The 26,866-nt window shown below is 37.5% G+C and carries 26 protein-coding genes; 12 read left to right on the top strand and 14 right to left on the bottom strand.

The window, feature by feature from the left end; genetic code table 11:
* The 3 genes from Q0X77_RS01930 to Q0X77_RS01920 all read right to left on the bottom strand — a co-directional run.
* Positions 1-708, bottom strand: a 708-nt coding sequence (locus Q0X77_RS01930) for a TIGR01777 family oxidoreductase (protein ID WP_297792332.1), incomplete at its 3' end; no start/stop codon positions are given.
* A gap of 87 nt (positions 709-795) precedes the next feature.
* Complete coding sequence (gene mnmD, locus Q0X77_RS01925) at positions 796-1,476, bottom strand: tRNA (5-methylaminomethyl-2-thiouridine)(34)-methyltransferase MnmD (protein ID WP_297792330.1); 681 nt, start codon at positions 1,474-1,476, stop codon at positions 796-798.
* A gap of 1 nt (position 1,477) precedes the next feature.
* Entirely contained in the window at positions 1,478-1,981 is a 504-nt protein-coding gene (locus tag Q0X77_RS01920) for a DUF4920 domain-containing protein (protein ID WP_297792328.1), read from the bottom strand.
* 109 nt (positions 1,982-2,090) lie between these two features.
* Between Q0X77_RS01920 and Q0X77_RS01915 the strand changes: the two genes are divergently transcribed.
* Positions 2,091-3,158 carry a branched-chain amino acid aminotransferase gene (locus Q0X77_RS01915; RefSeq protein WP_297792326.1) on the top strand — a complete coding sequence of 356 codons (1,068 nt, stop codon included), beginning with the start codon at positions 2,091-2,093 and terminating at the stop codon, positions 3,156-3,158.
* Between the two features lie 51 nt (positions 3,159-3,209).
* Here the strand turns inward: Q0X77_RS01915 and Q0X77_RS01910 are convergent, their stop codons facing one another.
* Positions 3,210-3,596 carry a nucleoside triphosphate pyrophosphohydrolase family protein gene (locus tag Q0X77_RS01910; RefSeq protein WP_297792324.1) on the bottom strand — a complete coding sequence of 129 codons (387 nt, stop codon included), beginning with the start codon at positions 3,594-3,596 and terminating at the stop codon, positions 3,210-3,212.
* 342 nt (positions 3,597-3,938) lie between these two features.
* Between Q0X77_RS01910 and Q0X77_RS01900 the strand changes: the two genes are divergently transcribed.
* The 5 genes from Q0X77_RS01900 to Q0X77_RS01880 all read left to right on the top strand — a co-directional run bounded on the left by Q0X77_RS01900 (position 3,939) and on the right by Q0X77_RS01880 (position 7,649).
* On the top strand, positions 3,939-4,118 hold the full coding sequence (locus Q0X77_RS01900) for a hypothetical protein (protein ID WP_297792320.1): 180 nt from the start codon (positions 3,939-3,941) through the stop codon (positions 4,116-4,118).
* A 17-nt stretch (positions 4,119-4,135) separates the two neighbouring features.
* Entirely contained in the window at positions 4,136-4,507 is a 372-nt protein-coding gene (gene crcB, locus Q0X77_RS01895; RefSeq protein WP_297792318.1) for a fluoride efflux transporter CrcB, read from the top strand.
* 278 nt (positions 4,508-4,785) lie between these two features.
* Positions 4,786-5,124: a P-II family nitrogen regulator gene (locus Q0X77_RS01890; protein ID WP_297792316.1), complete on the top strand. Its 339-nt coding sequence runs from the start codon at positions 4,786-4,788 to the stop codon at positions 5,122-5,124.
* Between the two features lie 27 nt (positions 5,125-5,151).
* Positions 5,152-6,405, top strand: coding sequence for an ammonium transporter (gene amt / locus Q0X77_RS01885; RefSeq protein WP_297792314.1), 1,254 nt, complete (start codon positions 5,152-5,154; stop codon positions 6,403-6,405).
* Positions 6,406-6,521: 116 nt separating this feature from the next.
* Positions 6,522-7,649, top strand: a complete 1,128-nt coding sequence (locus Q0X77_RS01880; protein WP_297792311.1) for an outer membrane beta-barrel protein — start codon at positions 6,522-6,524, stop codon at positions 7,647-7,649.
* Positions 7,650-7,719: 70 nt separating this feature from the next.
* Here the strand turns inward: Q0X77_RS01880 and Q0X77_RS01875 are convergent, their stop codons facing one another.
* Positions 7,720-8,385: a DUF1684 domain-containing protein gene (locus Q0X77_RS01875; protein WP_297792310.1), complete on the bottom strand. Its 666-nt coding sequence runs from the start codon at positions 8,383-8,385 to the stop codon at positions 7,720-7,722.
* Between the two features lie 206 nt (positions 8,386-8,591).
* On the opposite strand from Q0X77_RS01875, the gene Q0X77_RS01870 reads away from it, so the two are divergent.
* Both Q0X77_RS01870 and Q0X77_RS01865 read left to right on the top strand, forming a co-directional pair.
* Positions 8,592-9,800 (top strand): MFS transporter, encoded by a 1,209-nt coding sequence (locus Q0X77_RS01870; RefSeq protein ID WP_297792308.1) that lies wholly within the window; start codon positions 8,592-8,594, stop codon positions 9,798-9,800.
* 5 nt (positions 9,801-9,805) lie between these two features.
* The gene (locus Q0X77_RS01865) at positions 9,806-10,543 is read left to right on the top strand and encodes a DJ-1/PfpI family protein (RefSeq protein ID WP_297792306.1); all 738 of its coding nucleotides are present in this window, start codon (positions 9,806-9,808) and stop codon (positions 10,541-10,543) included.
* Here Q0X77_RS01865 and Q0X77_RS01860 read toward each other — a convergent pair.
* Both Q0X77_RS01860 and Q0X77_RS01855 read right to left on the bottom strand, forming a co-directional pair.
* Entirely contained in the window at positions 10,530-11,954 is a 1,425-nt protein-coding gene (locus Q0X77_RS01860) for an alpha/beta hydrolase (protein ID WP_297792304.1), read from the bottom strand. The genes Q0X77_RS01865 and Q0X77_RS01860 overlap by 14 nt on opposite strands.
* A 290-nt stretch (positions 11,955-12,244) precedes the next feature.
* Positions 12,245-12,697 (bottom strand): Lrp/AsnC family transcriptional regulator, encoded by a 453-nt coding sequence (locus tag Q0X77_RS01855; RefSeq protein WP_297792301.1) that lies wholly within the window; start codon positions 12,695-12,697, stop codon positions 12,245-12,247.
* 92 nt (positions 12,698-12,789) lie between these two features.
* Here Q0X77_RS01855 and Q0X77_RS01850 point away from each other — a divergent pair, with 92 nt between their 5' ends.
* Positions 12,790-13,254 (top strand): hypothetical protein, encoded by a 465-nt coding sequence (locus Q0X77_RS01850; protein ID WP_366939189.1) that lies wholly within the window; start codon positions 12,790-12,792, stop codon positions 13,252-13,254.
* 62 nt (positions 13,255-13,316) lie between these two features.
* On the opposite strand, the gene Q0X77_RS01845 is transcribed toward Q0X77_RS01850, so the two are convergent.
* A complete protein-coding gene (locus Q0X77_RS01845) occupies positions 13,317-16,667 on the bottom strand; it encodes a methylmalonyl-CoA mutase family protein (protein ID WP_297792299.1) in 3,351 nt (1,116 codons plus the stop codon).
* A gap of 143 nt (positions 16,668-16,810) precedes the next feature.
* On the opposite strand from Q0X77_RS01845, the gene purU reads away from it, so the two are divergent.
* The 3 genes from purU (at position 16,811) to Q0X77_RS01830 (ending at position 19,650) form a co-directional block, all read left to right on the top strand.
* The gene (gene purU / locus Q0X77_RS01840; RefSeq protein WP_297792297.1) at positions 16,811-17,662 is read left to right on the top strand and encodes a formyltetrahydrofolate deformylase; all 852 of its coding nucleotides are present in this window, start codon (positions 16,811-16,813) and stop codon (positions 17,660-17,662) included.
* Positions 17,663-17,740: 78 nt separating this feature from the next.
* A complete protein-coding gene (locus Q0X77_RS01835) occupies positions 17,741-18,706 on the top strand; it encodes a carbohydrate kinase family protein (RefSeq protein WP_297792295.1) in 966 nt (321 codons plus the stop codon).
* Positions 18,707-19,452: 746 nt separating this feature from the next.
* Positions 19,453-19,650 (top strand): hypothetical protein, encoded by a 198-nt coding sequence (locus Q0X77_RS01830; RefSeq protein WP_297792293.1) that lies wholly within the window; start codon positions 19,453-19,455, stop codon positions 19,648-19,650.
* Here Q0X77_RS01830 and pyrF read toward each other — a convergent pair whose 3' ends face one another.
* The 6 genes from pyrF to Q0X77_RS01800 form a co-directional block, all read right to left on the bottom strand.
* Entirely contained in the window at positions 19,651-20,472 is an 822-nt protein-coding gene (gene pyrF, locus Q0X77_RS01825) for an orotidine-5'-phosphate decarboxylase (RefSeq protein ID WP_297792291.1), read from the bottom strand.
* 8 nt (positions 20,473-20,480) lie between these two features.
* Positions 20,481-21,557, bottom strand: coding sequence for a peptide chain release factor 1 (gene prfA, locus Q0X77_RS01820; RefSeq protein WP_297792289.1), 1,077 nt, complete (start codon positions 21,555-21,557; stop codon positions 20,481-20,483).
* A gap of 101 nt (positions 21,558-21,658) precedes the next feature.
* Complete coding sequence (locus Q0X77_RS01815) at positions 21,659-22,657, bottom strand: FAD:protein FMN transferase (protein WP_297792287.1); 999 nt, start codon at positions 22,655-22,657, stop codon at positions 21,659-21,661.
* Between the two features lie 140 nt (positions 22,658-22,797).
* The gene (locus Q0X77_RS01810) at positions 22,798-23,229 is read right to left on the bottom strand and encodes a ubiquinol-cytochrome c reductase iron-sulfur subunit (RefSeq protein ID WP_297792285.1); all 432 of its coding nucleotides are present in this window, start codon (positions 23,227-23,229) and stop codon (positions 22,798-22,800) included.
* A gap of 98 nt (positions 23,230-23,327) precedes the next feature.
* Positions 23,328-24,506 carry an AIR synthase related protein gene (locus Q0X77_RS01805; RefSeq protein WP_297792283.1) on the bottom strand — a complete coding sequence of 393 codons (1,179 nt, stop codon included), beginning with the start codon at positions 24,504-24,506 and terminating at the stop codon, positions 23,328-23,330.
* Between the two features lie 71 nt (positions 24,507-24,577).
* The gene (locus Q0X77_RS01800) at positions 24,578-26,764 is read right to left on the bottom strand and encodes a glutamine synthetase III (protein ID WP_297792281.1); all 2,187 of its coding nucleotides are present in this window, start codon (positions 26,762-26,764) and stop codon (positions 24,578-24,580) included.
* Positions 26,765-26,866: the final 102 nt, after the last annotated feature.

Below are 26,866 nucleotides of genomic sequence, written 5' to 3'. Positions count from 1 at the left end.
TTTTGAATTAGTTACCGGGTTTGGTGCAACACCATTGTATACTCCGGATAGATTATTTTCTATTGCAAACAGGAACATTCTTGCCAGATCATGGACATGAATCCATGATTGCCATTGCTTACCAGAACCAAATGATGAACCTAAATACATTCGTACAGACTTTGCCATATTGGGTAAAGCACCCCCTTTGGAAGATAGAACAAGACCGATTCTTATTTTAGTGATTGTACAATTAAGTTCCTGAAATTTATCAATTTCTTTTTCCCAAATCTCCGTTACCTCCCCTAAAAAACTTTGATCTATCTTAGTTTCGTTTTCTGTGTAAAAATTTGATAATGAATCTGGATAGATTCCGATAGCCGATGCAGAAATGATACTTATTTTTTCTTTCAGGTTTAGCTTTTCCAATGCACTGTGAAGTGTTCTTAAACTATTGATCCTACTAGAGATAATCTGCTTTTTGTATGTTTTAGTCCATCTTTTGCCAATGCTGGAACCTGCAAGATTAATTATCGCATTTACCCCATCAAAACAATTGGTGTCTATCTTGTTAGCGTTTGGTTCCCAATAAAAACCACGGTAATCACTTGCGTTTTTTATTTTGGCTTTATCCGTAGTAAGGTAATTTACCGACCATCCTTTTTCACGACATAGATCGCTTATTGCTGTACCAATTAATCCAGTAGCCCCGGTAATTAAAATTTTCATTTACTGTTTTTGGGTAAAGATATTGGATTTTAATGCTGACTGCACCAGGTTTAATTTGGATTTAACAGTATTGTTTAGACTTTATATCTAAGAATCTTTTTCCCCGGTCTTCTTAAGAGCTCTTATCATCTCCCTTTTACCAGGTGGCCCAGGTAAGCGTTCAACCAGAAACCCTGCTGCTTGCATTGCTCTTCGAACGCTTCCCTTGGCCGAATATGTGACCAATACCCCATTACTTTTTAAAGCCTTATACATCTTGCTGAATATGTGCTCAGTCCAAAGCTCTGGCTGTACCCTGGCACCAAAAGCATCAAAATAAATAAGGTCATAACAGTTTGTATAACTTATATCCCGGAAGTCTTTTTTTTGTTTTTTGAGAGTGAAATAGGGCGTTAATACTGTTTTTTCTTCCCAGGGACTTTGATGCATCCTGTCAAAAGCCTGTTTAAAATTAGCTACTCCTAAAGTTTCAATATAGTCTAATTGTACTAATTCTTTAACAGTTATTGGATATGCTTCAATGCCCGTATAATCAACTTTTCGCCCGTTTTTTTCACACTCAACCATGGTAATAAGAGCATTTAAACCAGTGCCAAAACCAATTTCCAAAATAGCAACTGCCTTTTTAGTAATGTACGAAAGCCCCGTATCAATAAAGACGTGGTAAGCCTCATTTACAGCTCCATGAATAGAATGGTATTGTTCGTTCCAGTCCTGAATTTGGATAGTTTTAGAACCATCGCCGGTAGTAATAATCTTTCTTATCAACCTATTGCTTTATTAAGACCCCATCAGCCTCAAAACCGTAGGTTTTTTTAATTTCGGTGATCTGATTTATCATTTCTTCAGATTCTCCCGCATCCTCCGCATAATGTTTTTGGTCTTCGATACTCATATAATCGAGAAAAGCGATTCCATTAACTATGACTTCCTTACCCTCTATATCTTTAGGTACAAAAAAACCATAATCTTTAAATTTCACCATGACCTCCTCTCCGTTTTTCAAATTCAGTTTCATCCAGCATCCTTTGGATTTGCATACATCATTTACCGTGGCCTCAAATTTTAAATTCAGGGTATCTGTTGCCAACAAAGACTGGTATTTACCAAACATCTCGTCACTTCCAAGAGCACTTTCACCGTCTATTGCCTTTCCAAAAGAAGCATAATTCCTTTCAACTTCTTGATTTTCGCCGGGATTAGACGGTTTTTTTTGATCCTTACATCCGGTTAAGAGTACTAAAACCACAAGGAAAATGTTAAAACTTTTCATTATTATCAATTTTTATAACTCATCTGCAAAACTGGTGATTTTTCCCTGAAAAAAGAAGTCATTAAAGATGATAATTGTTTAATTTTAGTCTTAGAAAAATCAGACTCTAATGGATACAGTAGTAAAAAACCTCGTTGTTGAGAAAGCTGAATCATCTAAGATTAATCAGGTAAATTTTGAAAATCTTCCTTTTGGCGCATACTTCACAGACCATATGTTTATCTGTGATTATAAGAATGGTGCCTGGGAGACACCTAAGATAATTCCATATCAACCCTTGCAAATGGAACCTTCTGCCAGGGTATTTCATTATGGTCAGGCCGTTTTTGAAGGAATGAAGGCATACAGGGATGATGAGGGGGGAGTTTGGTTGTTCAGACCGGATGAAAACTTCAAACGCATTAACAAATCAAGTGTGCGGCTTGCAATGCCAGAATTTCCTGAGGAGTACTTCTTCGATGGACTTAAGAAACTTTTACAATTGGATGAAAAATGGATTAAACCTGGCGTAGGCAATTCCCTGTATATACGTCCTTTTGTAATTGCTTCACAACCCGGGATAATTGCCTCACCTTCCGAAGAATTTAAATTTATTATTATTTGTTCTCCGGCACAGGCTTATTACGGTGGTGAAGTAAGGGTAAAGATTGCTGAAAAATTTAGTAGGGCAGCGGATGGTGGATTTGGTTTTACCAAAGCCGCCGGAAATTATGCCGGACAATTTTATCCAACCAATCTTGCCAAAGAAGAAGGTTTTCAACAGGTGGTTTGGACAGATGCAAACACCCATGAGTATATTGAAGAGGCAGGTACAATGAATATTTTTATTAGGCTGGAAGACAAACTTATCACCTGTCCAACAGGAGACAGGATATTAGATGGTATAACCAGAAAAAGTATCATAACTATTGCCAAAGACCGGGGAATTGAACTGGAAATAAGACCTATTAAGGTTTCTGAAATTGTAGAAGGGATTAAGAATAATACGCTTAAAGAAATGTTTGGAAGCGGGACTGCTGCTGTAATTAATCCTATTTTAGGCTTTGGCTATAAAGGTGAACGCTATGAATTGCCCAAAATTGAAAATTCATATGCGTCTGTCCTGAAACAGCAATTAATGGATATTCAATACAACAGGATCGAAGATAAATTTGGATGGCGTTACAAGGTAATGTAATGTTGTTCTATAAAACAAAAAAGAAATGGGCGCTAAGATTTAGCGTCCATTTTATTTATCAAGAATAGCTTGAATATTTGGTTTAAAATATTCTGGCCCCTTTAATACTTTTCCATCTTCCCTGTAAATAGGCTTACCGTCTTTTCCTAATTTACTCATATTACTTCGTTGTATTTCTTCGAAAACTTCTTCTATTTTATATTGCATCCCGTGTTCCAGAATAGTCCCGCATAAAATATAAAGCATATCTCCCAGAGCATCGGCTACCTCTGCCAGATCATTGTTTTGTGCTGCTTCAAAGTACTCCTTATTCTCTTCATCCATGAGATTAAATCGTAATTTATTCTTTGCCTCACCCAAGTTCGCCCTCATTGAGTGAGATACTCCAAGTCCAAAAGAATTATGAAATAGTTCAACAGCAGCTATTTTCCTTTTCATGGATTTTTTGTTTTAATTTTGTATAAAAATAAATAATATGTTTAGCACCGGTCAACTAATATTTGCGGTAGTTTTTATTTTGTTATTCACATTAATTCTCATACTTGCCTATAGAAAAGACAAAAAACTTCATATTAAGAATTACAAAGGTGTGAAGTGGGTAGGAATTGTCTTTATACTATTCGTAATAATTCTATTTGTTATTAAAGACATTCTCAAAAATTAACAAATATTATACGAACGCCACAAAAATTACGCATTTGACAACAATCTTTACTTTTCATTCGTTTAATGTAAGAAAATAACTAATTTTGCGTTAACCAATTAATAAGATTCGATTAAATGACCACTTTTTTAACAATTGTTCTTGTTTTAGTTCTTCTGAATGCAGCACTTTTAATATACAGTGTTACCAACGCCGGTAAGCAAGTAAGTAAACTCAGAAAAAATATTTCAGAACAGTCGATTACCAAAATATACCCGCTGGATTTAGATTCGGCTAAGTACAAAAAAGCCATTTAGTTTTATACCTTTAAGGTATGAAACAATTCTTCCTTGTTTTTATTGGAGGTGGCTTTGGTACCATGCTTCGCTTTATTATCAGTAAATCTTTCAACGATTATTTCCACAATTTTTTTCTTGGAACATTCCTTGTAAATATCATTGGGTGCTTCTTGATTGGGTTTATACTAGGAACCTCTGTGAAAGGCGACCTCCTGTCCAAAGATCAAACCTTATTACTATCTACTGGTTTTTGTGGTGGCTTTACCACTTTTTCTGCTTTCGCATTGGAAAACCACGGCTTACTTCAATCCGGACAATTGCTTCACTTTTCCTTTTATACAATAAGTAGCATTGCAGTAGGGGTTCTTGCTGTAGCTGCCGGGCTCTGGCTTGCCAGATTGATGTGACCTCCTTTAGTATATAATTAAGCTTCCTTTTATTGAAGGTATTTTTTAGGCCTGTTCATGGTGATAATGAACAGCTTTTTTTTGCTTTCCTACAACTTTAGTTAAAACGTTCCCACAAAATAATCATAAAAACAAATAAATGCTTTTTTTCTGATATACCCTCAAATTTTAGAGGGTCTTTTTATTATAAATATAAAAATTGCCATACTACCCCCTATTTTTTTAGGGTCTTAACTTATTCTATATATATTTGACGCGATCAACAATAAAATATACAAATGAAAAAAGTTGAAGCTATTATTAGAAAATCCAAATTTGATGACGTGAAAAAAGCACTGCATGAAATTGAGGTAAATTTCTTTAGTTACTGGGATGTAACTGGAGTTGGAAATGAAAAACAAGGACATGTCTATCGTGGTATTTCCTATAGTACTACTGATATACAACGGAGGTACCTGGAAATTGTGATATCTGACGAATTCCTTGAAAGAACGGTTAATACAGTTCTGGAAGCTGCTTACACAGGGAATGTAGGTGATGGAAAAATATTTGTTTCCGATGTACTGCAGGCCTATCGAATAAGAACCAAGGAAAACGGCCAGGCCGGAATCAACTAAAAAGTTACTAACTAATACTTAAAAGAAATGGACGCAGGATTATTTACAGCTAATAACGTTTGGATGATGGTATGTACCGCCCTTGTATTTTTTATGCATACAGGGTTCGCCTTTTTAGAAATTGGCCTCACCAGACAAAAAAACACGATTAATATACTCTTTAAAAACATCTTTATAATTACAGTAGGATTACTGATGTATTATATAGGTGGTTTTAATTTAATGTACCCCGGATTTGAAGAAGGTTCGATGGGTATTTTGGAATTTGCAGGTTTTGGGATTGACGCCCCGGAAAATGGTATGACTCCTGAATATGCAGATGGAGGTTATACCTGGTGGACTGACTTCCTTTTTCAGGGAATGTTTGCGGCCACAGCAGCGACGATAGTTTCAGGTGCTGTTGCGGAACGTATTAAGATAGGTCCTTTTATGATATTTACTATCATATATGTAGGCCTTATATACCCTATCGTAGGTTCCTGGCAATGGGGTGGCGGATTCCTTTCTGCATTAGGCGGAGAAGAAGGAGGCTTTTATGACTTTGCAGGATCAACGCTGGTACATTCAGTTGGTGGTTGGGGTGCATTAATTGCCATTTACCTTCTGGGAGCCAGAATTGGGAAATTTGGCAAAGATGGGCAACCAAAAGCTATCCCGGGCCATAACATTCCCATGGCTACAGCCGGGGTACTCATCCTTTGGTTGGGTTGGTTTGGTTTTAACGGAGGCTCTGTATTATCTGCAGACCCAGCTGCTACATCACTTGTTCTGGTAACAACCTGTCTGGCTGCAGCAGCCGGCGGCGTTGGGTCCATTATCCTATCCACTATTTTGTATAAGAATATGGACCTTACTATGTTCCTGAACGGTATACTGGGAGGCTTGGTCGGGATCACGGCTGGTGCCGATCTGATGTCCCCTAACGAAGCAGTAGTTATAGGCCTTATAGCCGGTGCCATAATTGTTCTGGGGGTAGCCCTAATTGATAGGATTAGATTAGATGACCCTGTTGGGGCAGTCACCGTTCACCTTATATGTGGTATCTGGGGAACTCTTGCCGTAGGTATATTCGGAGACCTGGCCGGAGGACAACAGTTTATCTATCAATTAACAGGAGTTGCTTCAGTTGGTGTATTCTGTTGTATTACAGCCTTCATAATCATTTTTACTCTTAAGAAAACAGTTGGAATACGAGTTCCTAAAGAGGAAGAAATGGATGGTTTGGATTTGGCAGAACACGGAATGGATGCCTATGCCGATTTTAGATTGAATCAACACTAATAACATAAAAATTAACGGAGCGTTTGGCAGAACGCTCCGTTATGTAAAATCTTCAATTAAATCAAATTAACACGTTTAACGAATTCCTTTGTAAGGAATCTTAAAAACATTGAATTATGAAAACATTTACAAACACAAGTTACATAAAAAATCTCTTTTTTTTGGCATTACTATTGCTTGGAACGGCAGCTTTTGCCCAAGAGGAAGAGGAAGAAAAGGAAAAAAAGAAATTTTCCTTTAGTGGGTCAGTTGATGGATATTTCAGGGCTAATTTTAATGGCCTTAACAAAGTAATACCAGACGATACCGGTGGATCTGTTGGACCAACCGCGCCCGGAACTTCTTTTGCCAACAGACCTGGTTTTGCATTGGGTATGGTTAACTTAATAGGAGCTTATGAAGGCGAAAAAGTAGGAGTTGTTGCCGATTTAGTTTTTGGTCCACGTGGTGAAGAAGCCGTTTTCGGATCGCCTTTAGGTTCGGCGAATATTATTAACCAGCTTTATGTTTACTGGAATGTCAGTGAAAAAACCACATTAACCTTCGGGAATTTTAATACATTCCTTGGCTACGAGGTAATTTCCCCGGTTGGAAACTTTAATTATAGTACTTCCTATATGTTTTCTTATGGCCCCTTTTCACACGCAGGTATAAAGGCTGATTTTGATCTTGGGAACGACTGGTCAATAATGGTAGCGGTAATGAATCCAACAGACTTTACTGATATTAACCCATTTAGCGAATATTCCTTTGGAGCCCAGTTAGGGTATGCCGGTCAATTTTTAAACTTTATATATGGGAAACAAGGGTTTAATGAGATCCTGGTTGCGGGGGTTCCAACCGACACTGATATTAAGGGCCTTTTTCAAATTGACTATACCGGTGGTTTTGATATAGGTGATTCCTTTTTTCTTGGTTTAAACGCTACCTACCAGGACACTGACGGGGTTGGTTTTTGGGGTGCAGCAATATATCCCCAGTATACAACTTCCGATACATTTGCTATTGGATTACGGGCAGAATATTTCTCAGAACAGGGGAATTTTGGTGCTATTGGCACAGGAGTTGCAGATTCGGATGTATTCGAAATAGCGCTTACAGGAAATATAACCGTTGGTGAATATCTGAAATTTATTCCTGAGTTCAGGTTAGACAGTGCATCAGATGACGCATTCATAAATAATGATTTAGAAGCGTCAAAAAGTTTAGCATCCTTCTTGGTTGCTGCCGTATTTTCCTACTAGATATAAGAAATAGTTTAGTTTGTTTTGTTTAGTTAAATACATGCCGGCCCTGATGGTAACACATCGGGGCCTATTTATTTGAATTTTGCTTAAAGCTTTTCACCCCAGCCATAATTTTAGTATTCAGGAAGTTTCTTTTTGGGACAATAGGACAGGAATATTTCTTATTATACACACAATAAGGATTATAAGCCCTGTTAAAATCCAGTATAATAGAATTACCTTCAGGAATTGCTAAATCCAGATAACGACCACCGGCGTAGGTCTCTTTACCATTGGTATTATCCAAAAAAGGCAAAAAAAGATAATCTTTATATTCTGCAGTATCCATTAATTCCACATTTTGATATACTTCCAGACTGTACGCTTTATCTTTTAAAATAAATTTTACTATCCCGTATACAACCTCCTCAGAAAGGCGATCAGTAGTAGTTGGCATCATAAACGGAAGCGCGTCTGCGGTTCTTTCGAGGGTAGCTATCACCCTGAATGAAGTATCCGGTTCAAAAAAATCTAATCCCTCAAAATCTTTTCGATATCTGTCCGGTAATGGAGAGGTCTCCGGATTTCGGAATTCTTCATTGAGCTTATTTTGAAAGCCCACAATTTCCTTAACAATCTGTGAACCACTTGCTGCACTTTCGGACTTTGTCGTATCATGATATTTACGTTTGTCTGCACATCCCTGAATACCAAAAAACAAACAAATGATAGCAGCCATAATTTTTCTTTTCATAAACCGGTATTTCGTTCAAAAATACAACATCTCCTTTTTTTATATATTTTTACCCGGCAAGATATCAACATGAGCAGATCAATAATTCTAATTTTAGCAGGGAAATTTCCGTAGCAGGGCATGCCATATAACTCTAAATAAATTAAATACCAATTTATAGATTTTAGCCTGGCAAGAATGTCAGGCTTTTTTATGTTTTAGAAAGAATGAAGTCGATTTATAACAGCTATATAAATTCATTTAAAGGATTGTCCAAAGAAGTATGGTGGCTGTCTTTGATTACCTTAATAAACAGGGCCGGTACTATGGTCATCCCATTTTTGTCACTTTATCTTACCCGGGATCTTGGTTTCACCCTGGAAAATGTTGGTATTATCATGAGTTGTTTTGGATTAGGCTCACTTATTGGAGCATGGCTGGGTGGTAAATTAACAGATGTTTTTGGATCATACCCTGTGATGTTGGCAAGTCTAATACTTACAGGAATACTTTTTATTATCCTGCAATATTTCGAATCATTTTGGTCAATTTGTGGTGGTATTTTTGTGTTAATGATCATTGCCGATGCGTTCAGACCTGCCACATTTGTAGCGCTAAGCGCGTATAGCATGCCTGAGAACAAAACAAGATCTGTGACTCTTATTCGCCTTGCAATAAATCTTGGATTTTCTGCGGGACCTGCCTTAGGTGGACTAATAATTGGCACAATAGGGTACCATGGATTATTTTGGGTAGACGGTATTAGTTGTATAGCGGCAGGTTTTTTGCTATTAGTTCTCCTGAATCCCAAAAAGGTAAAAATCCTTGATAGCGTAGAAAACAAAACACCAAAATCTGCATATAAAGATGTCCCGTATTTGTTGTTTATTATTGCAATGGTCCTGTTCGGATTCATATTTGTGCAGTATTTTTCCACAATTCCCATATACTATAATGACATACATAAACTAAATGAAACACAAATAGGTTTACTCCTGGCTGTGAATGGCTTCATAATTTTTGTCTTTGAAATGCCCCTGATAAAATTTATGGAAACCAGGTCCCAGTCCAAAATATCGAATATGATAATTGGTTTAGCGCTTGTTTCTTTAAGTATTCTTATTCTAAATTTTACTTCATGGATTGGGGTACTTGCTATAGGGATGTTATTGATGACACTTGGGGAAATGATCGCATTCCCGTTCTCTAATGCCTTTGCTATGGACAGAGCTAAAAGAGGCAGACAAGGAGAGTATATGGCCCTTTATAGTATAGCCTTTTCCATTTCTCACATTTTCGCCCATAATTCAGGAATGCTATCCATTGTAAAATTCGGCTACCAAACCACCTGGTATTTGGCTTCATTTATTGGCCTACTCGGTATTTTGCTACTTTTGTTGCTGAAAAAATTACTTCTAAACAATTCCCGAAAGTAAAATCTATGAAAAATTTCTTGGTCCTTAGTTTCCTTTTAGGCATGGTTTATGGATGTTCCGAAAAAAAGAGGAATCCAGAGACTACAGCTACTATTCTTAAAAGTAACACTGAATTAAATCCTGATAATTATAATGTTGCCTTTTTAATCATGGATGGAACATATAATACAGAATTTACAGCCCCGTATGACATTTTTCAACATACAAAATACAGAGAAGGCATCAAAGCGATGAATACGTTCACGGTGGCTAATACTTTAGAGCCTATAACAACTTTTGAGGGACTGCGAATTTTACCCGATTTTAATTACTTAAAAGATTCCCTTCCACCAATAAATATACTGGTAATTCCAAGCGCAGAACACCATCTGGACAAAGATTTGAAAGATACGGCCATGCTTAATTTTATAAAAAGAGTAGACAAGAATGCATTATTTATGACTTCTCATTGCGATGGTGCTTTTGTTCTGGCAAAAGCAGGACTACTAGATAATGTAGCCTCTACCACCTTTCCCAGCGACATATCAAAATACAGGCAAATGTTCCCACATTTAAATGTAAAGGACAGTGTACTATTTGTTCATGATGGCAAGTATATCACTTCCGCAGGTGGCGCTAAAAGCTTTGAGGCCGCCCTATATCTATGTGAACATCTTTACGGAAAAGAAATAGCCAAATCGTTGGCTAAAGGTTTGGTCATAGATTGGGAACTTGAATTAGTACCTAAAACTATTCCTCAATAATTGCATCATACCGAGAACCTTTCAGGTACTTATTTACTATGGTATTGAACTCGGGCATTATTCTCAAAAGAGCTGTATGTTCCAAGGAATATAGTGTTGTCTTGTCCTGATATCCATTTTTTAATAATTCCTCGAGATAAAACAAGGCCGTCCCAAAATCCTCATATTTAGAACTATCCGAAATTATTTTTAAATAATACTGATATGCCTTTGGCTCTGTAATTGTTTTCAGCATCCATAGATAACTTAAAACCTCATCATCAGCATCCTGATACTCCTTTTCAATATCTATATTATCTTCAATTAGCGCATTTATATACCCCAACAATCTCTTTCCAACGTGTTTTTCGAAGGGATACAATTTTTTTTCATATTTCTTTAAATCCGTTATTTGATAGTTCCACCAGCCCAGATTATTATAATTTAGAGTTGATAAATCTTCCATTAAATTATAATTATAATCGTCTTTGATGAATGACTCCTGAAAAAGCGTATTACTAAAAAGGCGTTTTTGAGCTCTATACGTTTTATCTTTTTTCAAAGTTTTTACTTTCTCTTTCAGGGAATCAACTCCGACATGAGACCTGTAAACAGAAATCAATTCATTGAGCAGATTAGCAGCAGTGAGCATCTGATTAGAATTTAGCTGCCTTTGATATTCTTCAAAATCATTGCTATAAGAAGTCATTACCAGCGAATCATTTTTCGGGGCATTCCCCTTTGCTATTGCTGCAAGGGTCAAGATTTTTAACCCTTTTTCTATCAACCTAAAATCATTCCAGCGTTCACCTCCATCAAATACTAATAAATTATTAGGAAATTTCATTTTATTTAGCAATTCCCTACCCTGCAACATTTGCGTATAATTGAAATCCTCATTGCCCACAATTCCCACAAAGTGAAATGAGTTTTTTATATCTAACAATTCTACATTAGCCACGAATGATCCGCATGATATTACTCCATCAACCTGTTTTATAAATGAAGGGACTATTGATGCAAATTTAGCCCCGGAGGCAAAGCCTGCTGTATAAACTCTTTCGCTATTAACGGGGAGCATTTTCGCAACTGCCTGAAACATCCTGCTGGCAACCATAATATTCTTGGAAATTGATAGGGAGTCATGAATACTATTTGATGAAGCGAGAAAATATCCCTGCTTTTCCGCGGCCCCTTTAAAAGCATTAATTGCCTGAGAATTTTGCCCATTCATGTCGAAAACAAAAACTATGGGCCAGGTTCCCTTGCCGTCAAACTTTTTTGGAATATATAATTTATAGGTTTCAGGAATAGAATCATTGATGGGAATCGAATCTGTTATAGTACCCTTCTTAAATACCGCTTGCTTTGATTGTGAGATAGCTGAGTAGGAACAACCACAGATTAAAAGAAGAAATAATATTCGCTTCATATTTTTGAATTAATCAAAAACCTAGCCAAAATAAATTTATTGATACCCGAATTTATAGTAATAATTCTTAAAAACATCTTTAAGCTTGATTAGTAGCAACTTAGCTAAAACCATATCGCTATCTTAGTCCATTAGTTAAATTAAGTGATTAAATTGTTTAAGAACAAATATTCAAAAACATTTATTTTCCACTTCAGGATGACCGGCTCTAAATTTCTGATTACCTTATCTACATCTGCATATAAAATTGTAAAAAATATAAGCTGTGGATTCAATTCCTGATGAAAATTTTAAATCTTCAGACGTTTTATTGGTGCCTCAGACACAACATCAGATAAAATAATATGGGTCCGGGTTTCACCATATCTGATAAGTTTATCAATAAATCCTTCAAGATGTGCTTGATCTTTAAGAACTACTTCCATTATTATGTTTTCATTACCTGTGATGCGATAGCAATTGACAACTTCGTCTAGCTTTGGAACCATCTCAAGAAAAGGCTGCAATTTACCCATAAAAGCTTTTAATGTAATAATTGCTTTAAGCTGATAACCTGCCAAACTATATGATACTTTTGCCTTAAAGCCTTCAAGAATTCCAAGATCTTCCATTTTTTTAACGCGCTCAGCTACGGCCGGCGGCGTAAGGCCCACCTGCCTTCCAATTTTCGCCAAAGACAACCTGGAATTTTCCTGAAGGAGTTGAAGGATGCGCCAGTTTAAATCATCTATTTTGTTATTCAAAGTAAAATGTTATTAATAATATTTTTTATAAAGCAAAATTACAAAATTGATTTGTATTTTAAAGATATTATCCAAAATTAGGCCGTAACTTTATGTTTGAATTTTTGCTTAAAGAGAAAATGCCCTACAAGAACTTAAGAACCATACCGGTTTACAGAAAAGCTATAGACCTCTGCACGATGAGCAGGGAAATTGCCTCCTATGTTTCGCAGAACAAGGATTTGCTTCATTTATACAAATCAAATAGCTTAAGGGATCATATTGCCGATTCCTTACTTACCGATGCTATTTTAATTCCTCAGCAGATTGCCAGGGCAGAGTCCTCGGAGTCATATGCAGTTCGTATGAAAAGTGCCTCTTTTATTAATATAATGATAAGGAACATAATGTCTTATTGCAATGGTCTGGAAAATGATGGATTAAAAGAAAGGGAGTACTTAGATCTACTAAGACAGGAAATTCTTGGTTTCAGGAAGTCTTTCAAGAAATGGAGAAAATCTATCGGAATAAATGGCGGCAATTTAAATTGGGGATTTAATGATTACATGGGTTATTAATACCACTTCGATAATTACAATAATTCTTTTTTAATATTTACCTGCAATACCCCGGGAATCATTTACATATTTCTTCTGTATTGTCCCCCCACTTCAAACAAGGCCTGGGTAATTTGGCCGAGGGAACAGTCTTTGGTTACCTCAAGAAGTTTCGCAAAAATATTTTCATTCTTAATAGCAGTTTCCTGAAGTTCTTGTAACTGTTTTTCCGCTCTTGCCTCATTTCTACTATGCAGCCTTTCCAAAGTATTGATCTGATGTTGTTTTTCTTCTTTTGTTGCTCGAATTACCTCAGCCGGACGTATGGTCGGTGATCCTGAGGAACTCAAAAAAGTGTTCACACCTATTATCGGATATTCCCCGGTATGTTTCAGCATCTCATAATGCATACTTTCTTCTTGTATTTTGGATCTTTGATACATGGTTTCCATGGCACCCAAAACACCTCCACGTTCAGTTAGTCTATCAAATTCAAGCAAGACGGCCTCTTCAACAAGATCTGTAAGTTCTTCAATAATGAAAGACCCTTGCAGCGGATTTTCATTTTTGGCAAGACCTAATTCCTTATTAATAATCAATTGAATCGCCATTGCTCTCCTAACAGATTCCTCCGTTGGCGTAGTAATGGCCTCATCGTATGCATTGGTATGCAATGAATTACAATTGTCATAAATAGCATATAATGCCTGTAAGGTTGTTCGGATATCATTAAAATCAATCTCCTGCGCGTGCAAACTTCTGCCGGATGTTTGTATATGATATTTTAACATCTGCGCCCTTGGATCCGCATTGTATTTGTCTTTCATGGCTTTGGCCCAAATACGTCTTGCCACTCTTCCTATTACAGCATATTCAGGATCAATTCCATTGGAAAAGAAAAACGACAAGTTGGGACCAAATTTGTTAATATCCATTCCCCTGCTTAGATAGTATTCTACATAGGTAAACCCATTTGACAGTGTAAATGCCAATTGTGTAATTGGGTTGGCACCTGCTTCCGCAATATGATATCCGGAAATTGATACAGAATAAAAGTTTCTTACCTCATGGTCAATAAAATATTCCTGCACATCACCCATAAGTCGTAAGGCAAATTCTGTGGAAAAAATACATGTATTCTGAGCCTGATCTTCTTTAAGGATATCAGCCTGGACTGTACCCCTGATTTTTTTTAAGGTTTCCTGTTTAATCGAATTATAAATCTCCGGTGCAAGGACTTCGTTACCGGATATACCCAGTAAAAAAAGACCAAGACCGTTATTACCTTCCGGCAAATCACCCTCATATTTAGGTCTGTTTTCTATATCTTTCCCATAATGGGCCTTGATTTTTGCTGCTACCTCTTTTTCAAGGCCGTTTTGATGGATATACTTCTCACAGTTTTGATCAATTGCCGCATTTATAAAATAGCCCAACAGCATAGGAGCAGGACCGTTTATTGTCATGCTTACCGAAGTCATGGGATCGCTCAGGTCAAAACCTGAATACAATTTTTTTGCATCATCCAAACAACAAACAGATACGCCGGCATTACCTATTTTGCCATAAATATCTGGTCTGTGATCCGGATCATTTCCATAGAGCGTAACAGAATCAAATGCGGTGGATAATCTTTTGGCAGGCATATCCAGACTTACATAGTGAAACCTTCTGTTGGTACGTTCCGGTCCGCCTTCACCCGCAAACATACGTGTAGGATCTTCCCCCGTCCTTTTAAACGGGTAAAGTCCGGAAGTATAGGGAAAATCCCCCGGTACATTCTCCTGAAGCCGCCACTGGAGCCGATCACCCCATCCCCGATACCTTGGCAAGACTACTTTGGGAATCGCAAGGCCGGAAAGCGATTTTTCATGGGTGCTGATTGTAATTTCTTTATTCCTTACTTTAAAAACATAGGAAGGGTCTTTGTATTTTTTAATGGTACTGTCCCAATTGAGCAAAATTTCCCAGTTGTAAGGATCCAAATTCATTTTTACCCGGTCAAATTCCAAGAGTAATTGTTGAATTAAATTATCATTGGAGTTTTCCTCAGGCACATGTATACTTGAGGCTTCGATACCTGAGCTATTTAAGACTGGTGGTGTATTAGAAAGACCTGCTATTGTTTTATAAATACCGTATAAATGTTGTGCTACTTCAACCTGGTTGGCAACTTTGACATCATAGGATTTAATACTTTCCGAAATCTCAGAAAGATATCTTGTTCTGGATGGGGGTACCACAAACACTTTTTCATCCATTTCCTGACTAACTACCAAAGTCGATTCGAGATTAGCATTAGCTTTTTGGGTCAATTTTTCCATAACCGCTTTGTATAAACGATTCATTCCAGGATCATTGAATTGAGAAGCTATAGTTCCAAAAACGGGCAAGGTCTCTACATCACTTTCCCATAATCCCTGATTCCGCAAATACTGTTTCCTTACATCCCTAAGTGCGTCTAGTGCACCCCTTTTATCAAACTTATTTATTGCAACCAGATCAGCAAAATCCAGCATATCAATTTTCTCAAGCTGAGTAGCTGCTCCAAATTCTGGTGTCATTACATAAAGGGAAACATCGCTATGCTCAATTATTTCGGTATCTGATTGTCCTATTCCTGAAGTTTCAAGGATAATTAAATCAAAATCGGCAGTTTTTAAAACCTCAACAGCTTCATTTACATATTTAGATAATGCCAAATTGGATTGTCGTGTTGCCAAAGATCGCATATATACCCTATTATCATTTATGGCATTCATGCGGATCCGGTCGCCCAGCAGTGCTCCTCCTGTTTTCCTTTTGGAAGGATCAACGGATATTAATCCAATAGATTTCTCAGGAAAATCCCTTAAAAACCTACGGACAAGTTCGTCAACTAAACTGGATTTACCCGAACCCCCGGTGCCTGTAATTCCAAGCACAGGGACATGATATTTATCCTGTCGAATTCCGCTAAAGAGTTCCTCAAATTCGGACGGTCTGTTTTCAGCAAGACTTATTAACCTGGCAATGGTCTCAGGCTGTTTCTTCTTCAAAGATTCATGCAGGGTCATTCCTTTATTTAGGGCCAAATTTGGAACCGGGAAATCACACAGTTCAACAAGATTGTTTATCATTCCCTGAAGACCCATTTTCCGGCCATCATCCGGAGAATATATCCTTGTAATCCCATAATTCATCAACATATATCTAAAATATTCATTATGACCGCCTTGATACGAAGTCATAGCAATGGCATTAACATCTTCCTGAATAGCGCAATTTACCACCTCATCTACACTTCTGTCATGACCTAAATGAATAACCTCTACTCCTGTCGATTGAATAATACGCCGCATAATATTAATGGCAGCGTCATGACCATCAAACAGTGAAGCCGCCGTAACGACTCTTATTTTATTCTTTGGTTTATAAATTTTATTTTGCTCCATTGATAATTTTTGGACTTCTTTAGGTAAGCAATTTACGGAAAATGCAAAAAAAATCACCTTACAATCAGAATTTTATAAAAATCATTAGTTTCAACAAGCCTCTGTGCCTAATAGTATAATTTTATGGGCTAAAATAGATTATTTTGAGAAACACAATTCTTATTCACTGCCCGGATAAGTCGGGAATAATAAGCGCTATAACTGGTTATATACACGAAAAAGGTGGAAATATTGTTTACCTGGACCAGCATGTCGATGAGGAACTCGGCGTTTTTTTTATGCGCCTGGAAAGTGAGTTTTCAAATAATACCATTGCATTTTCTGAATTCAAAGAAGAGTTTGAGACAAAATTGGCCCTCCCATATGAGATGAAATGGAGTATACATCCTGATAACTTAAAACCTAGAATGGCCATTTTTGTTTCTAAATACAACCACTGCCTGTATGACCTATTAAGCAGATATAAATCCGGTGAACTGGAAGTTGAGATTCCATTCATCTTAAGCAATCATGAAGATGCCAAACATATTTCCGAACAATTTGAAATTCCTTTCTACTATATTCCCGTAACCAAAGAAATGAAAGCGGAAGCAGAGGAGAAGCAATTGGAACTATTAAGAACACATAATACAGATTTTATAGTACTTGCACGCTATATGCAAATATTAAGCAGTAAGATTATAGATCATTTTCAAAATAAAATCATAAACATTCACCATTCTTTTCTTCCTGCGTTTGCGGGAGCCAAACCTTATCATGCGGCATTTGCAAGGGGTGTTAAAATCATTGGAGCAACCAGCCATTATGTAACAGAAGCCTTAGATGCAGGACCCATAATTGAACAAGATGTTACTATGGTATCGCACTCACACAGGGTAAAGGATTTTATCGCTAAAGGACGTGATCTGGAAAAAATTGTACTTTCCAGAGCGGTTCAACTTCATGTGAACAGGAAAACCATGGTCTACAATAATAAAACCGTAATTTTCTCGTAAGCTCAGAGTAAAAGCTCTTTTCACAACACATATTATTTAGTATATTAACGAAATAATATTTTACAAAGAGCAATGCTTATGGTTAAAATAGCGGTTTTAGGACCAATACCAAGAGATACTATCTACACACACCAGGAAGAGGTAATACAAAAATACGGTTGTGTAACACATCCTGTAATCGCTTTGGCCAAGCTATTGGGAGAAGAAGGAAACGTTGTTCCAATTGCCCATGTCCATCAGAAAGATTTTGATCCAATTCTGGAAGTGTTTAAACCATATTCAAATATTGACACTTCCTATATAGGCAGTGAGGAGGATAGAGGCACGGTTATAGAATTGAGGTTTATAGATCAAAATAATCGATTAGAGAAGCAAACATCCTGCATGAGGCCCATCTTACCGAAGGATATTTCAGATTTAGATGATATTGATGCCTATGTTTTTGTTCCCATTACAGACTTCGAGATTTCCCTAAGTACATTAAGTTATATTAAGCAGCATAAAAAAGGGTTGATAATTTTTGATGCACATGGACCTACTACGACCATGAGTATGACAGGAGATCGATACCGGAAGTTCTGGGTAGACATGGATGAATGGCTTCCCAATATTGACATTCTTAAAATGAATCTTGAAGAATCCCAGGCGTGTTGGTTTAAAAGTGAATACGAATACGAGGAAATGACTAGTTATGAAGAAGATAAAACAGATCATTTAGATGCAATGGCCGAGCATGTGTTATCAAAAGGCGTAAAATATTTCTATGTAACATTAGATTCAAGAGGTTGTGTAGTGTATTACCTTAAGGATAATGCTATTGTGAAAACCTTTGTAAAATCTGTTTTAATGAAAGATGTTATTGATACTACCGGATGCGGGGACTCCTTTGCCGGAGGCTTAGCTTACGGGTTTTGTTTTTACAATGACCCTATTAAAGCGGCACAATATGCAAATACGCTTGGTGCCCTGCGAACCCAGGGAAAAACATTTGAAGTTTTCAAAAACAAGAAAGAAACCGAGAAAATAATGTCCAGGTATTATTAATACCCCCTGAGCACCGGATTTATAAAGAACTCCCTTGATTATTGCATTTATCCCTAAAAATCAGCCTCGATTTCATAGAATGATTAAATTATTTCTTAAAATCCTTACAATAAAGAGAAAAAATTAACGTTAAATTTTTAAAGGCAAATAGCTACAAATTCTAAGCTTTTGTAGTTCTGCTCAGTTTCAAGCAGATGCCCTTGAACGAATTATTTGAGTTAGTATTTTTTGAGTTAGTTAGTTTAAACCGGTGGAAGCACCGGTTTTTTTGTTCCAAAATGCCTCAATATCTCTGACTTAATTCACTTTTTTATACAAGCCATCAAAGGCGACATTTACAACGGTGTCCTTATTCAGTACTTCCCATAGTTGACGTACCGTACCGACTTTATTATGGGTCCAGGTAATCTTATTTACATATTTCCCACCGTCTTAGCCAGCAAAAAGATCAGATTTTAGAATCATTTGGTTCCCACTTCTACTCCCATACAATTTTAAATGACCTTCTGAATTATCAATCCAAAGTTGTTCCCATTACCCATTAATTTGCCTTCAGTTTCAGCTTTGACAAATAAACCGAAGACTCAACAATTCTCATAAATTTCTAGACTTTTTATGCTTGTTTTCAACAATTTAGTTAAATATTGGACAAAACACTTGATTTTTAGGTGAATACATATATATTCTGACATCCAAAGCTTCATTTTGGCCGTATATTTGTAAGAACGAAGAAAAAGAATATGACCATGGATAATCAGTATTGTAAAGTTGGAGCGATTACTCCAATAACAAGCGGACAAAAAGCTCTAGCCCAAATAGAGTACCAATATCAGAATTTTTTAAATAAAGCTTCAGATTTTAAAACTACAGACGACAAGCTGGCGGCTTTTTTTGAATTAAAGGCCCGGAAGCTGGAAAAGCTTTTAGAGAGTTTAGTAAAGTAATTAATTCTTCTTTTTTAGTTCCTTTGCCATAGTATCCTGTAATTCCTTTGCCTTTTTGGCAGCTGCAATAGCAAAGTCATGATCCTTTGAGGCATAGATTATCCCCCTGGAAGAATTCACCAATAGCCCTACATTTTCAGTCATTCCATATTTACATACCTCCTGTAGGCTTCCCCCTTGGGCGCCTACCCCCGGAACTAACAGAAAACTATCAGGTATTATTTCCCTGATTTCGGCCAAATAACTTGCCTTAGTAGCCCCAACAACATACATCAGGTTTTGAGAATTCTTATATGAAATAGAGGTTTCCAAAACTTTTTCATATAGAGTCCTTTCTCCAATCTTCTTTGTTTGAAAATCAAAAGCCCCTTCATTTGAGGTCAGGGCGAGGAGAATAGTATGTTTATCCTCAAAAGATAAAAAAGGTTCAACCGAATCTCTCCCCATATAAGGTGCCACGGTAATGGAATCAAAGTCCATATCCTCAAAAAAGGCTTTGGCATAACGGTAGGAGGTGTTTCCTATATCGCCTCGCTTTGCATCTGCAATGGTAAATATTTCAGGGTAAAATTCATTAAGGTATTCAATGGTCCTGCGCAAGGCCTCCCACCCTATTGAACCATACGCCTCATAAAATGCAATATTTGGTTTATAAGCAACACAAAGGTGCTGGGTAGCATCAATAATAGCCTTATTAAAAGAAAAAATGGGTGACTCTTCGTTTAACAGATGGTTCGGTATCCTTTCAAGGTCTGTATCCAAGCCTATACAGAGAAAGGAATTCTTTCGGTAGATTTGCTCAACTAAGTGTTCAATTTTCATGCTAACTCCTAAAAAATCTCCGAAGCTTCTTTTAATTTTTCTGTATTGTCCACCAACATTAACTCATCAATAATCTTTTGAATATCACCATTTATTATATTCTGGAGATCATAAAGAGTTAGGCCTATCCTATGATCGGTAACCCTGCCCTGTGGATAATTATAAGTCCGGATCTTTGCTGAACGATCTCCGCTGCTAACCTGCGAATTTCTTTTTGCAGCGTCCTCTTCCTGTTTCTTGGCAAGTTCCATATCATACAAACGTGATCTCAATACTCTAAAGGCCTTATCCTTGTTTTTATGTTGTGATTTTTCATCCTGGCACTGTGCTACCAGGCCTGTTGGAATATGAGTTAGCCTAACTGCAGAGTACGTAGTATTTACTGACTGGCCCCCGGGACCTGAAGAACAAAAATAATCTATGCGGACATCTTTGGGGTCTATCTGAACATCAAAATCTTCAGCTTCGGGTAAAACCATTACCGTTGCTGCACTGGTATGAACACGTCCTTGCGTCTCTGTCTGAGGAACACGCTGTACCCTGTGTACGCCCGCTTCAAATTTGAGTGTACCATATACATCTTCGCCACTTACTTCAAACTGGATTTCCTTATAACCCCCACTGGTACCCTCACTTAGATCAATAATATTTGTCCGCCAACCTTTAGACTCGCAATATTTCGCATACATTCGGTAGAGGTCCCCGGCAAATATACTCGCCTCATCTCCACCTGTCCCTGCCCGTATTTCCATCACAACGTCTTTGGCATCTTCCGGATCCTTAGGAATTAATAAAAACTTTATTTCCTCTTCCAATAGGGGCAATCCTTCCTTGGCTTCATCCAATTGCATTTTTGCCATTTCAACCATCTCTAAATCACTCCCATCAGCAATGATCTCCTCGGCTTCGTTCATATTGTTCGTAAGCTCAATATATCGATCTCTTTTCTCAATAAGCACCCTTAAATCTTTGTACTCCTTATTAAGTTGTATATAGCGTTTTTGATCAGATATTATATCAGGTTGAATAATAAGATCCGATACCTCATCAAAACGTTGTTTAACTATATTTAATTTATCTAACATGCAATCATCTCTTAGGTATGCGAATTTACAAATTTTTAAAGGTTATTAACCTCTTAAAAACTAATATAGGATGAGTATCGGTAAAATAATAATGAGAATTTTTATTCTTCTGTATCCAGAATTATTCCATTGCTGGTCCACATCTGATTAAAGGCGTCCAGAATTATTACTTCAGTGTCACCAAGTTGGTTTACCAGGAACATCCCTCTTTCCTTACCCAGAACAAATACCGCTGTAGCCAGGGCATCACAAAATTCGGCACTTTGGGCAAGTAAAGTCACCTTGTTGATACCTGTGGCAGGATATCCCGATATTGGATCAATAAACTGCGAATATTTTTTACCATTAAAAGTCAGGTATCTATCCAGATTACTTGTAACAGATACGGATGATTCAATTAAAGGAAGCCATGTAAATATCCTGCCGTTACCTCTTGGGCGATGCACACCTATCAACCATTTCTCACCAGTTGCTTTTGTTCCCCATGTTGTAATATCACCGGAAGCGTTGATCATGCCGGCTGGCACCTGTTTGGAGACCAGTAATTCCTTAACCTTATCCGCGGCATAGCCTTTTCCAATTGCACCAAACCCTATTCGCATACCCTCTTGCTTAAGAAACACAGTATTATCGGCCCTATTTAATACGATTTTGTCATACCCTACTTTTGAAACCGCCTCACTTATCTGTTCGGGGGTTGGGAATGCCGTCATGGAGCCATCATACTTCCAGGTGTCTTCCATAGCGGCTACCGTAATATCAAAAGCACCTTCTGTAATTTCCGAAATCTTTTTAGAACGCTCTATCAGCTTATAAAGTTCATAGCTTACCTTAACGGGTTTCAGGCCCGCATTTCGATTAATTTCTGAAGTTTCTGAATCCTGATCCCAGGAGGAAATCAATTTTTCAATTCGCCTAACTTCTGCAATGGCTTCTTCCAAATTGATATAGCCAATTTCTTCGCTTTGGGCAACAACTGTAAGTTCAAAGGGAGCACCCATTAAACTTACTGATCTTTTTACGGTTACATATTTTTTATTCTGTCCATAGGACATGGCCATGGTAAGAATACCAAAAAGTAATACCACCAAACTCCTCACTTACTTTGATTTTTTTAGTAGTGAAAAAATGGGGTACAGCAATGTTGCGCTCTTATCAACTAAAGAAAGAGCATAGGAAAAAACGAAAAGATCCAGGGCCAAACTTTTCATATTTTAATTAAAAATGCGAATAGCGGTAATTACTCAAAAACACGCAGTAAATCACCGTTTAATTCTGTGTTAAACGTTTTAAGCGGATTGCTTGTAATGGCATTTAATGGTGTACCGTTTTGATCAAATTCTGATCCATGCGTAGAGCAACGAAATATTCCTCCATTATCGTCAATAAATCTTACCTGATCTGTTTGCTGATGACTGCAAATCTGACTGGCAGCTACAAAGTTCCCTTCCAGGTTCTTTACAACGACCACATCATTTTTTAGAATAAAATCACCATTATTCTGCAATCCTAAACCTTCCTGTGAAGTAAGATCAACTGTAAAGTCAACTCCGGTAGGCACCGGTAACACATCCAGGTCTCCATCATCACTTGAACAACCATTAATACATGGGAAGGTTAAAGCAAAAGCGGCACCAGCTCCCAGACTTCTTAAAAATTCTTTTCTCTCCATAACATAACTATTTTTAACTTTTCTTGGGTAAATCCAACTAGAGGATTAGGGTAAAAATCACTAAAGAAAGAACGCTTTAAAACAAGGATTCGTATACCTTAATAGTTAAAGCTACCGTATTGGCTCTTGATTGTTAACTTTTTTTTGGGATTTGCCTCTACATAGCCTATAATTTGGGCTTCTACATCAAATTCTTTAGAAATTTCAATTAGGTCCCGGGCAATGCTTTTATCCACATAAAGCTCCATACGATGTCCACAATTAAAAACCTGATACATTTCTTTCCAATCTGTACCCGATTGCTCCTGTATTAATCTAAACAAGGGAGGTACGGGAAACATGTTGTTTTTGACGATATGCAGGTTTTCCACAAAGTGAAGGATTTTGGTCTGTGCCCCACCGCTGCAATGCACCATCCCATGGATATGTTCGGAATCGTATTTTTGAAGAATTTTTTTTATGATTGGAGCGTAGGTTCTCGTAGGTGACAACACAAGTTTACCGGCATCCAAAGGAGAATCGGGCACGGCATCTGTAAGTTTAGCATTTCCGGAATAGACCAAGGCTTCAGGAACACTTGCATCATAACTCTCAGGATATTTTGCACTCAGGTATTTTGAAAAAACATCGTGCCTTGCTGAGGTAAGTCCGTTACTACCCATCCCACCATTATATTCCTTCTCATATGTCGCCTGTCCGTAAGACGCCAGACCAACAATAACATCTCCCGGGGAAATATTAGAATTATTAATTACACTCGACCTTTTCAACCGGGCAGTCACTGTAGAATCAACGATCACCGTACGCACTAAATCTCCTACGTCTGCAGTTTCTCCACCAGTACTATGAATCGTGATCCCATGATTGGCCAAATCTTCAATCAATTCCTCGGTCCCATTAATTATGGCCGAAATCACCTCTCCCGGAATCAGGTTTTTATTTCTTCCAATCGTAGAAGACAACAGGATATTATCTGTAACACCAACACATAAAAGATCATCCAGGTTCATAATCAGTGCATCTTGTGCAATACCTTTCCAAACAGACAGGTCGCCTGTTTCTTTCCAATACATATACGCAAGTGAGGATTTGGTACCCGCACCATCTGCATGCATTACCAAACAATATTCCTCATCCCCGGTGAGGTAATCCTCTACAATCTTGCAAAAAGCGTTTGGAAATAACCCTTTGTCAATATTTTTTATGGCATTATGAACGTCTTCTTTGGAGGCTGATACTCCTCTTTGGCTATAACGTTTACTGGCAGACGGATCCATTGATTTTGGTTTTCGTAAAAATAGGACAAACCTTAAAAAAAGCCCACAAAATGTGAGCTTTAATTCTATGCTTATTTAATATACAATAGTTCCCTGTATTTAGTAAGGGGCCAGGACTGATCGTCGATTAGTTGCTCAAGCTTATCACAATGATATCGGATTTTATCAAAATAGGGTCGAACATTATCGCAATATGCGAATGCTTTCTTATTGAGATCTTTTAAATTATTAGCGATCTTTCGGGCATTGGTCATATCATCTGTATTCCTTTTTATAACTACCATATGCTCCGAAATCTGTTCAATCAAAGTAAGATGGCCCTCGGATAATTTTTTATGCGCTGCGCCATAAATCTCTTTTAAGCCCAGAACATTTTTAATTATTTTATTTTGATATTCGATTGCCGCAGGAATGATGTTGCTATATACCAAATCATTTAAAACCCTGCCCTCAATTTGGGTTTGCAAAATATAGGTTTCTAATTCAACTTCCTGCCTCGCTTCTACTTCAGTACTATTCATGACCTCCAAGCCCTTAAAAAGTTCCAAACTCTTTTTAGATGTCAGCACCCGGACTGCCGAAGGAGTATCTTTGTTATTACTCAACTTCCTTTTTTTAGCTTCTTTTTCCCATTCTTCACTATAGCCATCCCCATCAAAACGAATTCTTTTGGATGATTTAATATATTCCCTTAATACATTAAAAACTGCCTCATCCTTCTTTAATTTCTTTTTATCAATTAAAGCATCTACTTCCTTTTTAAATTCCTTTAATTGATTAGCGACAATCGTATTCAGAATCATCATGGGCTTTGCAGAATTTGTTTTAGAACCAACAGCACGCATCTCAAACTTATTTCCGGTAAATGCAAATGGTGAAGTCCTGTTTCTATCGGTATTGTCCAATAAAATTTCCGGGATCTTACCTACTACATTGAGCTTTAGTTCAGTTTTTTCCTCAGGTGAAAGTTTTCCCTTGGAAACTCCTTCCAATTCATCCAAAACATGACTTAGTTGTGTGCCAATAAAGATTGAAATAATAGCAGGTGGAGCCTCGTTGGCACCCAATCTATGATCGTTACTGGCAGAAGCAATTGAAGACCTCAAAAGCTCCTCATAGGTGTCCACCGCTTTAATAGTATTTACAAAAAAGGTTAGGAACTGCAGGTTTTTCATTGGTGTAGATCCCGGACTTAACAAATTAACTCCGGTATCCGTTGCCAGCGACCAATTATTATGTTTCCCTGAACCATTGATCCCCGCGAAAGGTTTTTCATGAAATAGAACTTTAAAATTATGCCTGTCTGCTACCTTTTCCATAATATCCATGAGGAGCAAGTTATGGTCAACTGACAGGTTTGCTTCTTCAAAAACGGGAGCCAATTCAAATTGATTGGGCGCAACTTCATTATGTCTGGTTTTTAAAGGGATGCCCAGTTGAATACATTCTTTTTCCAGTTCCCTCATAAAGTTTACTGCCCTGGTGGGAATAACTCCAAAATAATGATCACTTAACTGCTGACCTTTGGCTGCGAGATGTCCAATAAGTGTCCGACCGGTTAAAACTATATCAGGGCGTGAATTTGCCAATGCCTTATCTACCAAAAAAAACTCTTGCTCCCACCCTAAGGTAGCATGGACCTTAGAAACATTTTTATCAAAATATTTGGCCACGGCTGTAGCCGCAATATCCACAGCGTGCAAAGCTCTTAATAGAGGGGCCTTGTTGTCCAGCGCTTCTCCGGTATAGGAGACAAAAATTGTGGGAATGCAAAGCGTTGTACCATAAATAAATGCCGGGGAAGTAGGATCCCAAGCCGTGTAACCCCTTGCTTCAAAGGTATTCCTTATTCCCCCACTAGGAAAACTTGAGGCATCTGGCTCCTGCTGAACAAGTTGGTCGCCACCAAATCTTTCAACCGCCCGTCCGTCCGTCCTAAGGTCAAAAAAAGCGTCATGCTTTTCTGCAGTTGATCCTGTTAAAGGTTGAAACCAGTGTGTATAATGCGTAGCACCCATTGAGATTGCCCATGCTTTCATGGCTTCAGCTACTTGATCTGCTATTTTTCTATCAATTTTGGTACCCGCAAATATTGCTTCATTAACGCTTCTATGCGCATCCTTTGTAAGATATTGCAGCATCCGGTCTTCATTAAAAACATGGGTGCCAAATAGTTCTGATCTTCGGCCTGTTTCTATCACTGAATGCTGTTGGCGCTGCAGGCTTTCGGTAATTGCATTTAATCTTCTTTTGGACATTAATTGAATTTTAAGAGTTTAATTTCAACGATATTAAGCAATTAATAGAAAAACCGCTAAATTATGCAAATATTGCAAAATACCCTCTAATAAACAGGGGTG

It is taken from the genome of uncultured Eudoraea sp. (assembly GCF_947258925.1).
Classification (GTDB): domain Bacteria; phylum Bacteroidota; class Bacteroidia; order Flavobacteriales; family Flavobacteriaceae; genus Eudoraea.
This window is presented reverse-complemented; position numbering and strand designations above follow the sequence as displayed.

What these genes read in the sequence shown, in the direction of transcription:
- Q0X77_RS01920 (WP_297792328.1), bottom strand. Translation starts at nt 1,981, where the DNA reads ATGAAAAGTTTTAACATTTTCCTTGTGGTTTTAGTACTCTTAACCGGA.
- Q0X77_RS01915 (WP_297792326.1), top strand. Translation starts at nt 2,091, where the DNA reads ATGGATACAGTAGTAAAAAACCTCGTTGTTGAGAAAGCTGAATCATCT.
- Q0X77_RS01910 (WP_297792324.1), bottom strand. Translation starts at nt 3,596, where the DNA reads ATGAAAAGGAAAATAGCTGCTGTTGAACTATTTCATAATTCTTTTGGA.
- Q0X77_RS01900 (WP_297792320.1), top strand. Translation starts at nt 3,939, where the DNA reads ATGACCACTTTTTTAACAATTGTTCTTGTTTTAGTTCTTCTGAATGCA.
- crcB (WP_297792318.1), top strand. Translation starts at nt 4,136, where the DNA reads ATGAAACAATTCTTCCTTGTTTTTATTGGAGGTGGCTTTGGTACCATG.
- Q0X77_RS01890 (WP_297792316.1), top strand. Translation starts at nt 4,786, where the DNA reads ATGAAAAAAGTTGAAGCTATTATTAGAAAATCCAAATTTGATGACGTG.
- amt (WP_297792314.1), top strand. Translation starts at nt 5,152, where the DNA reads ATGGACGCAGGATTATTTACAGCTAATAACGTTTGGATGATGGTATGT.
- Q0X77_RS01880 (WP_297792311.1), top strand. Translation starts at nt 6,522, where the DNA reads ATGAAAACATTTACAAACACAAGTTACATAAAAAATCTCTTTTTTTTG.
- Q0X77_RS01875 (WP_297792310.1), bottom strand. Translation starts at nt 8,385, where the DNA reads ATGAAAAGAAAAATTATGGCTGCTATCATTTGTTTGTTTTTTGGTATT.
- Q0X77_RS01870 (WP_297792308.1), top strand. Translation starts at nt 8,592, where the DNA reads ATGAAGTCGATTTATAACAGCTATATAAATTCATTTAAAGGATTGTCC.
- Q0X77_RS01865 (WP_297792306.1), top strand. Translation starts at nt 9,806, where the DNA reads ATGAAAAATTTCTTGGTCCTTAGTTTCCTTTTAGGCATGGTTTATGGA.
- Q0X77_RS01860 (WP_297792304.1), bottom strand. Translation starts at nt 11,954, where the DNA reads ATGAAGCGAATATTATTTCTTCTTTTAATCTGTGGTTGTTCCTACTCA.
- Q0X77_RS01850 (WP_366939189.1), top strand. Translation starts at nt 12,790, where the DNA reads ATGTTTGAATTTTTGCTTAAAGAGAAAATGCCCTACAAGAACTTAAGA.
- Q0X77_RS01845 (WP_297792299.1), bottom strand. Translation starts at nt 16,667, where the DNA reads ATGGAGCAAAATAAAATTTATAAACCAAAGAATAAAATAAGAGTCGTT.
- Q0X77_RS01835 (WP_297792295.1), top strand. Translation starts at nt 17,741, where the DNA reads ATGGTTAAAATAGCGGTTTTAGGACCAATACCAAGAGATACTATCTAC.
- Q0X77_RS01830 (WP_297792293.1), top strand. Translation starts at nt 19,453, where the DNA reads ATGGATAATCAGTATTGTAAAGTTGGAGCGATTACTCCAATAACAAGC.
- pyrF (WP_297792291.1), bottom strand. Translation starts at nt 20,472, where the DNA reads ATGAAAATTGAACACTTAGTTGAGCAAATCTACCGAAAGAATTCCTTT.
- prfA (WP_297792289.1), bottom strand. Translation starts at nt 21,557, where the DNA reads ATGTTAGATAAATTAAATATAGTTAAACAACGTTTTGATGAGGTATCG.
- Q0X77_RS01810 (WP_297792285.1), bottom strand. Translation starts at nt 23,229, where the DNA reads ATGGAGAGAAAAGAATTTTTAAGAAGTCTGGGAGCTGGTGCCGCTTTT.
- Q0X77_RS01805 (WP_297792283.1), bottom strand. Translation starts at nt 24,506, where the DNA reads ATGGATCCGTCTGCCAGTAAACGTTATAGCCAAAGAGGAGTATCAGCC.
- Q0X77_RS01800 (WP_297792281.1), bottom strand. Translation starts at nt 26,764, where the DNA reads ATGTCCAAAAGAAGATTAAATGCAATTACCGAAAGCCTGCAGCGCCAA.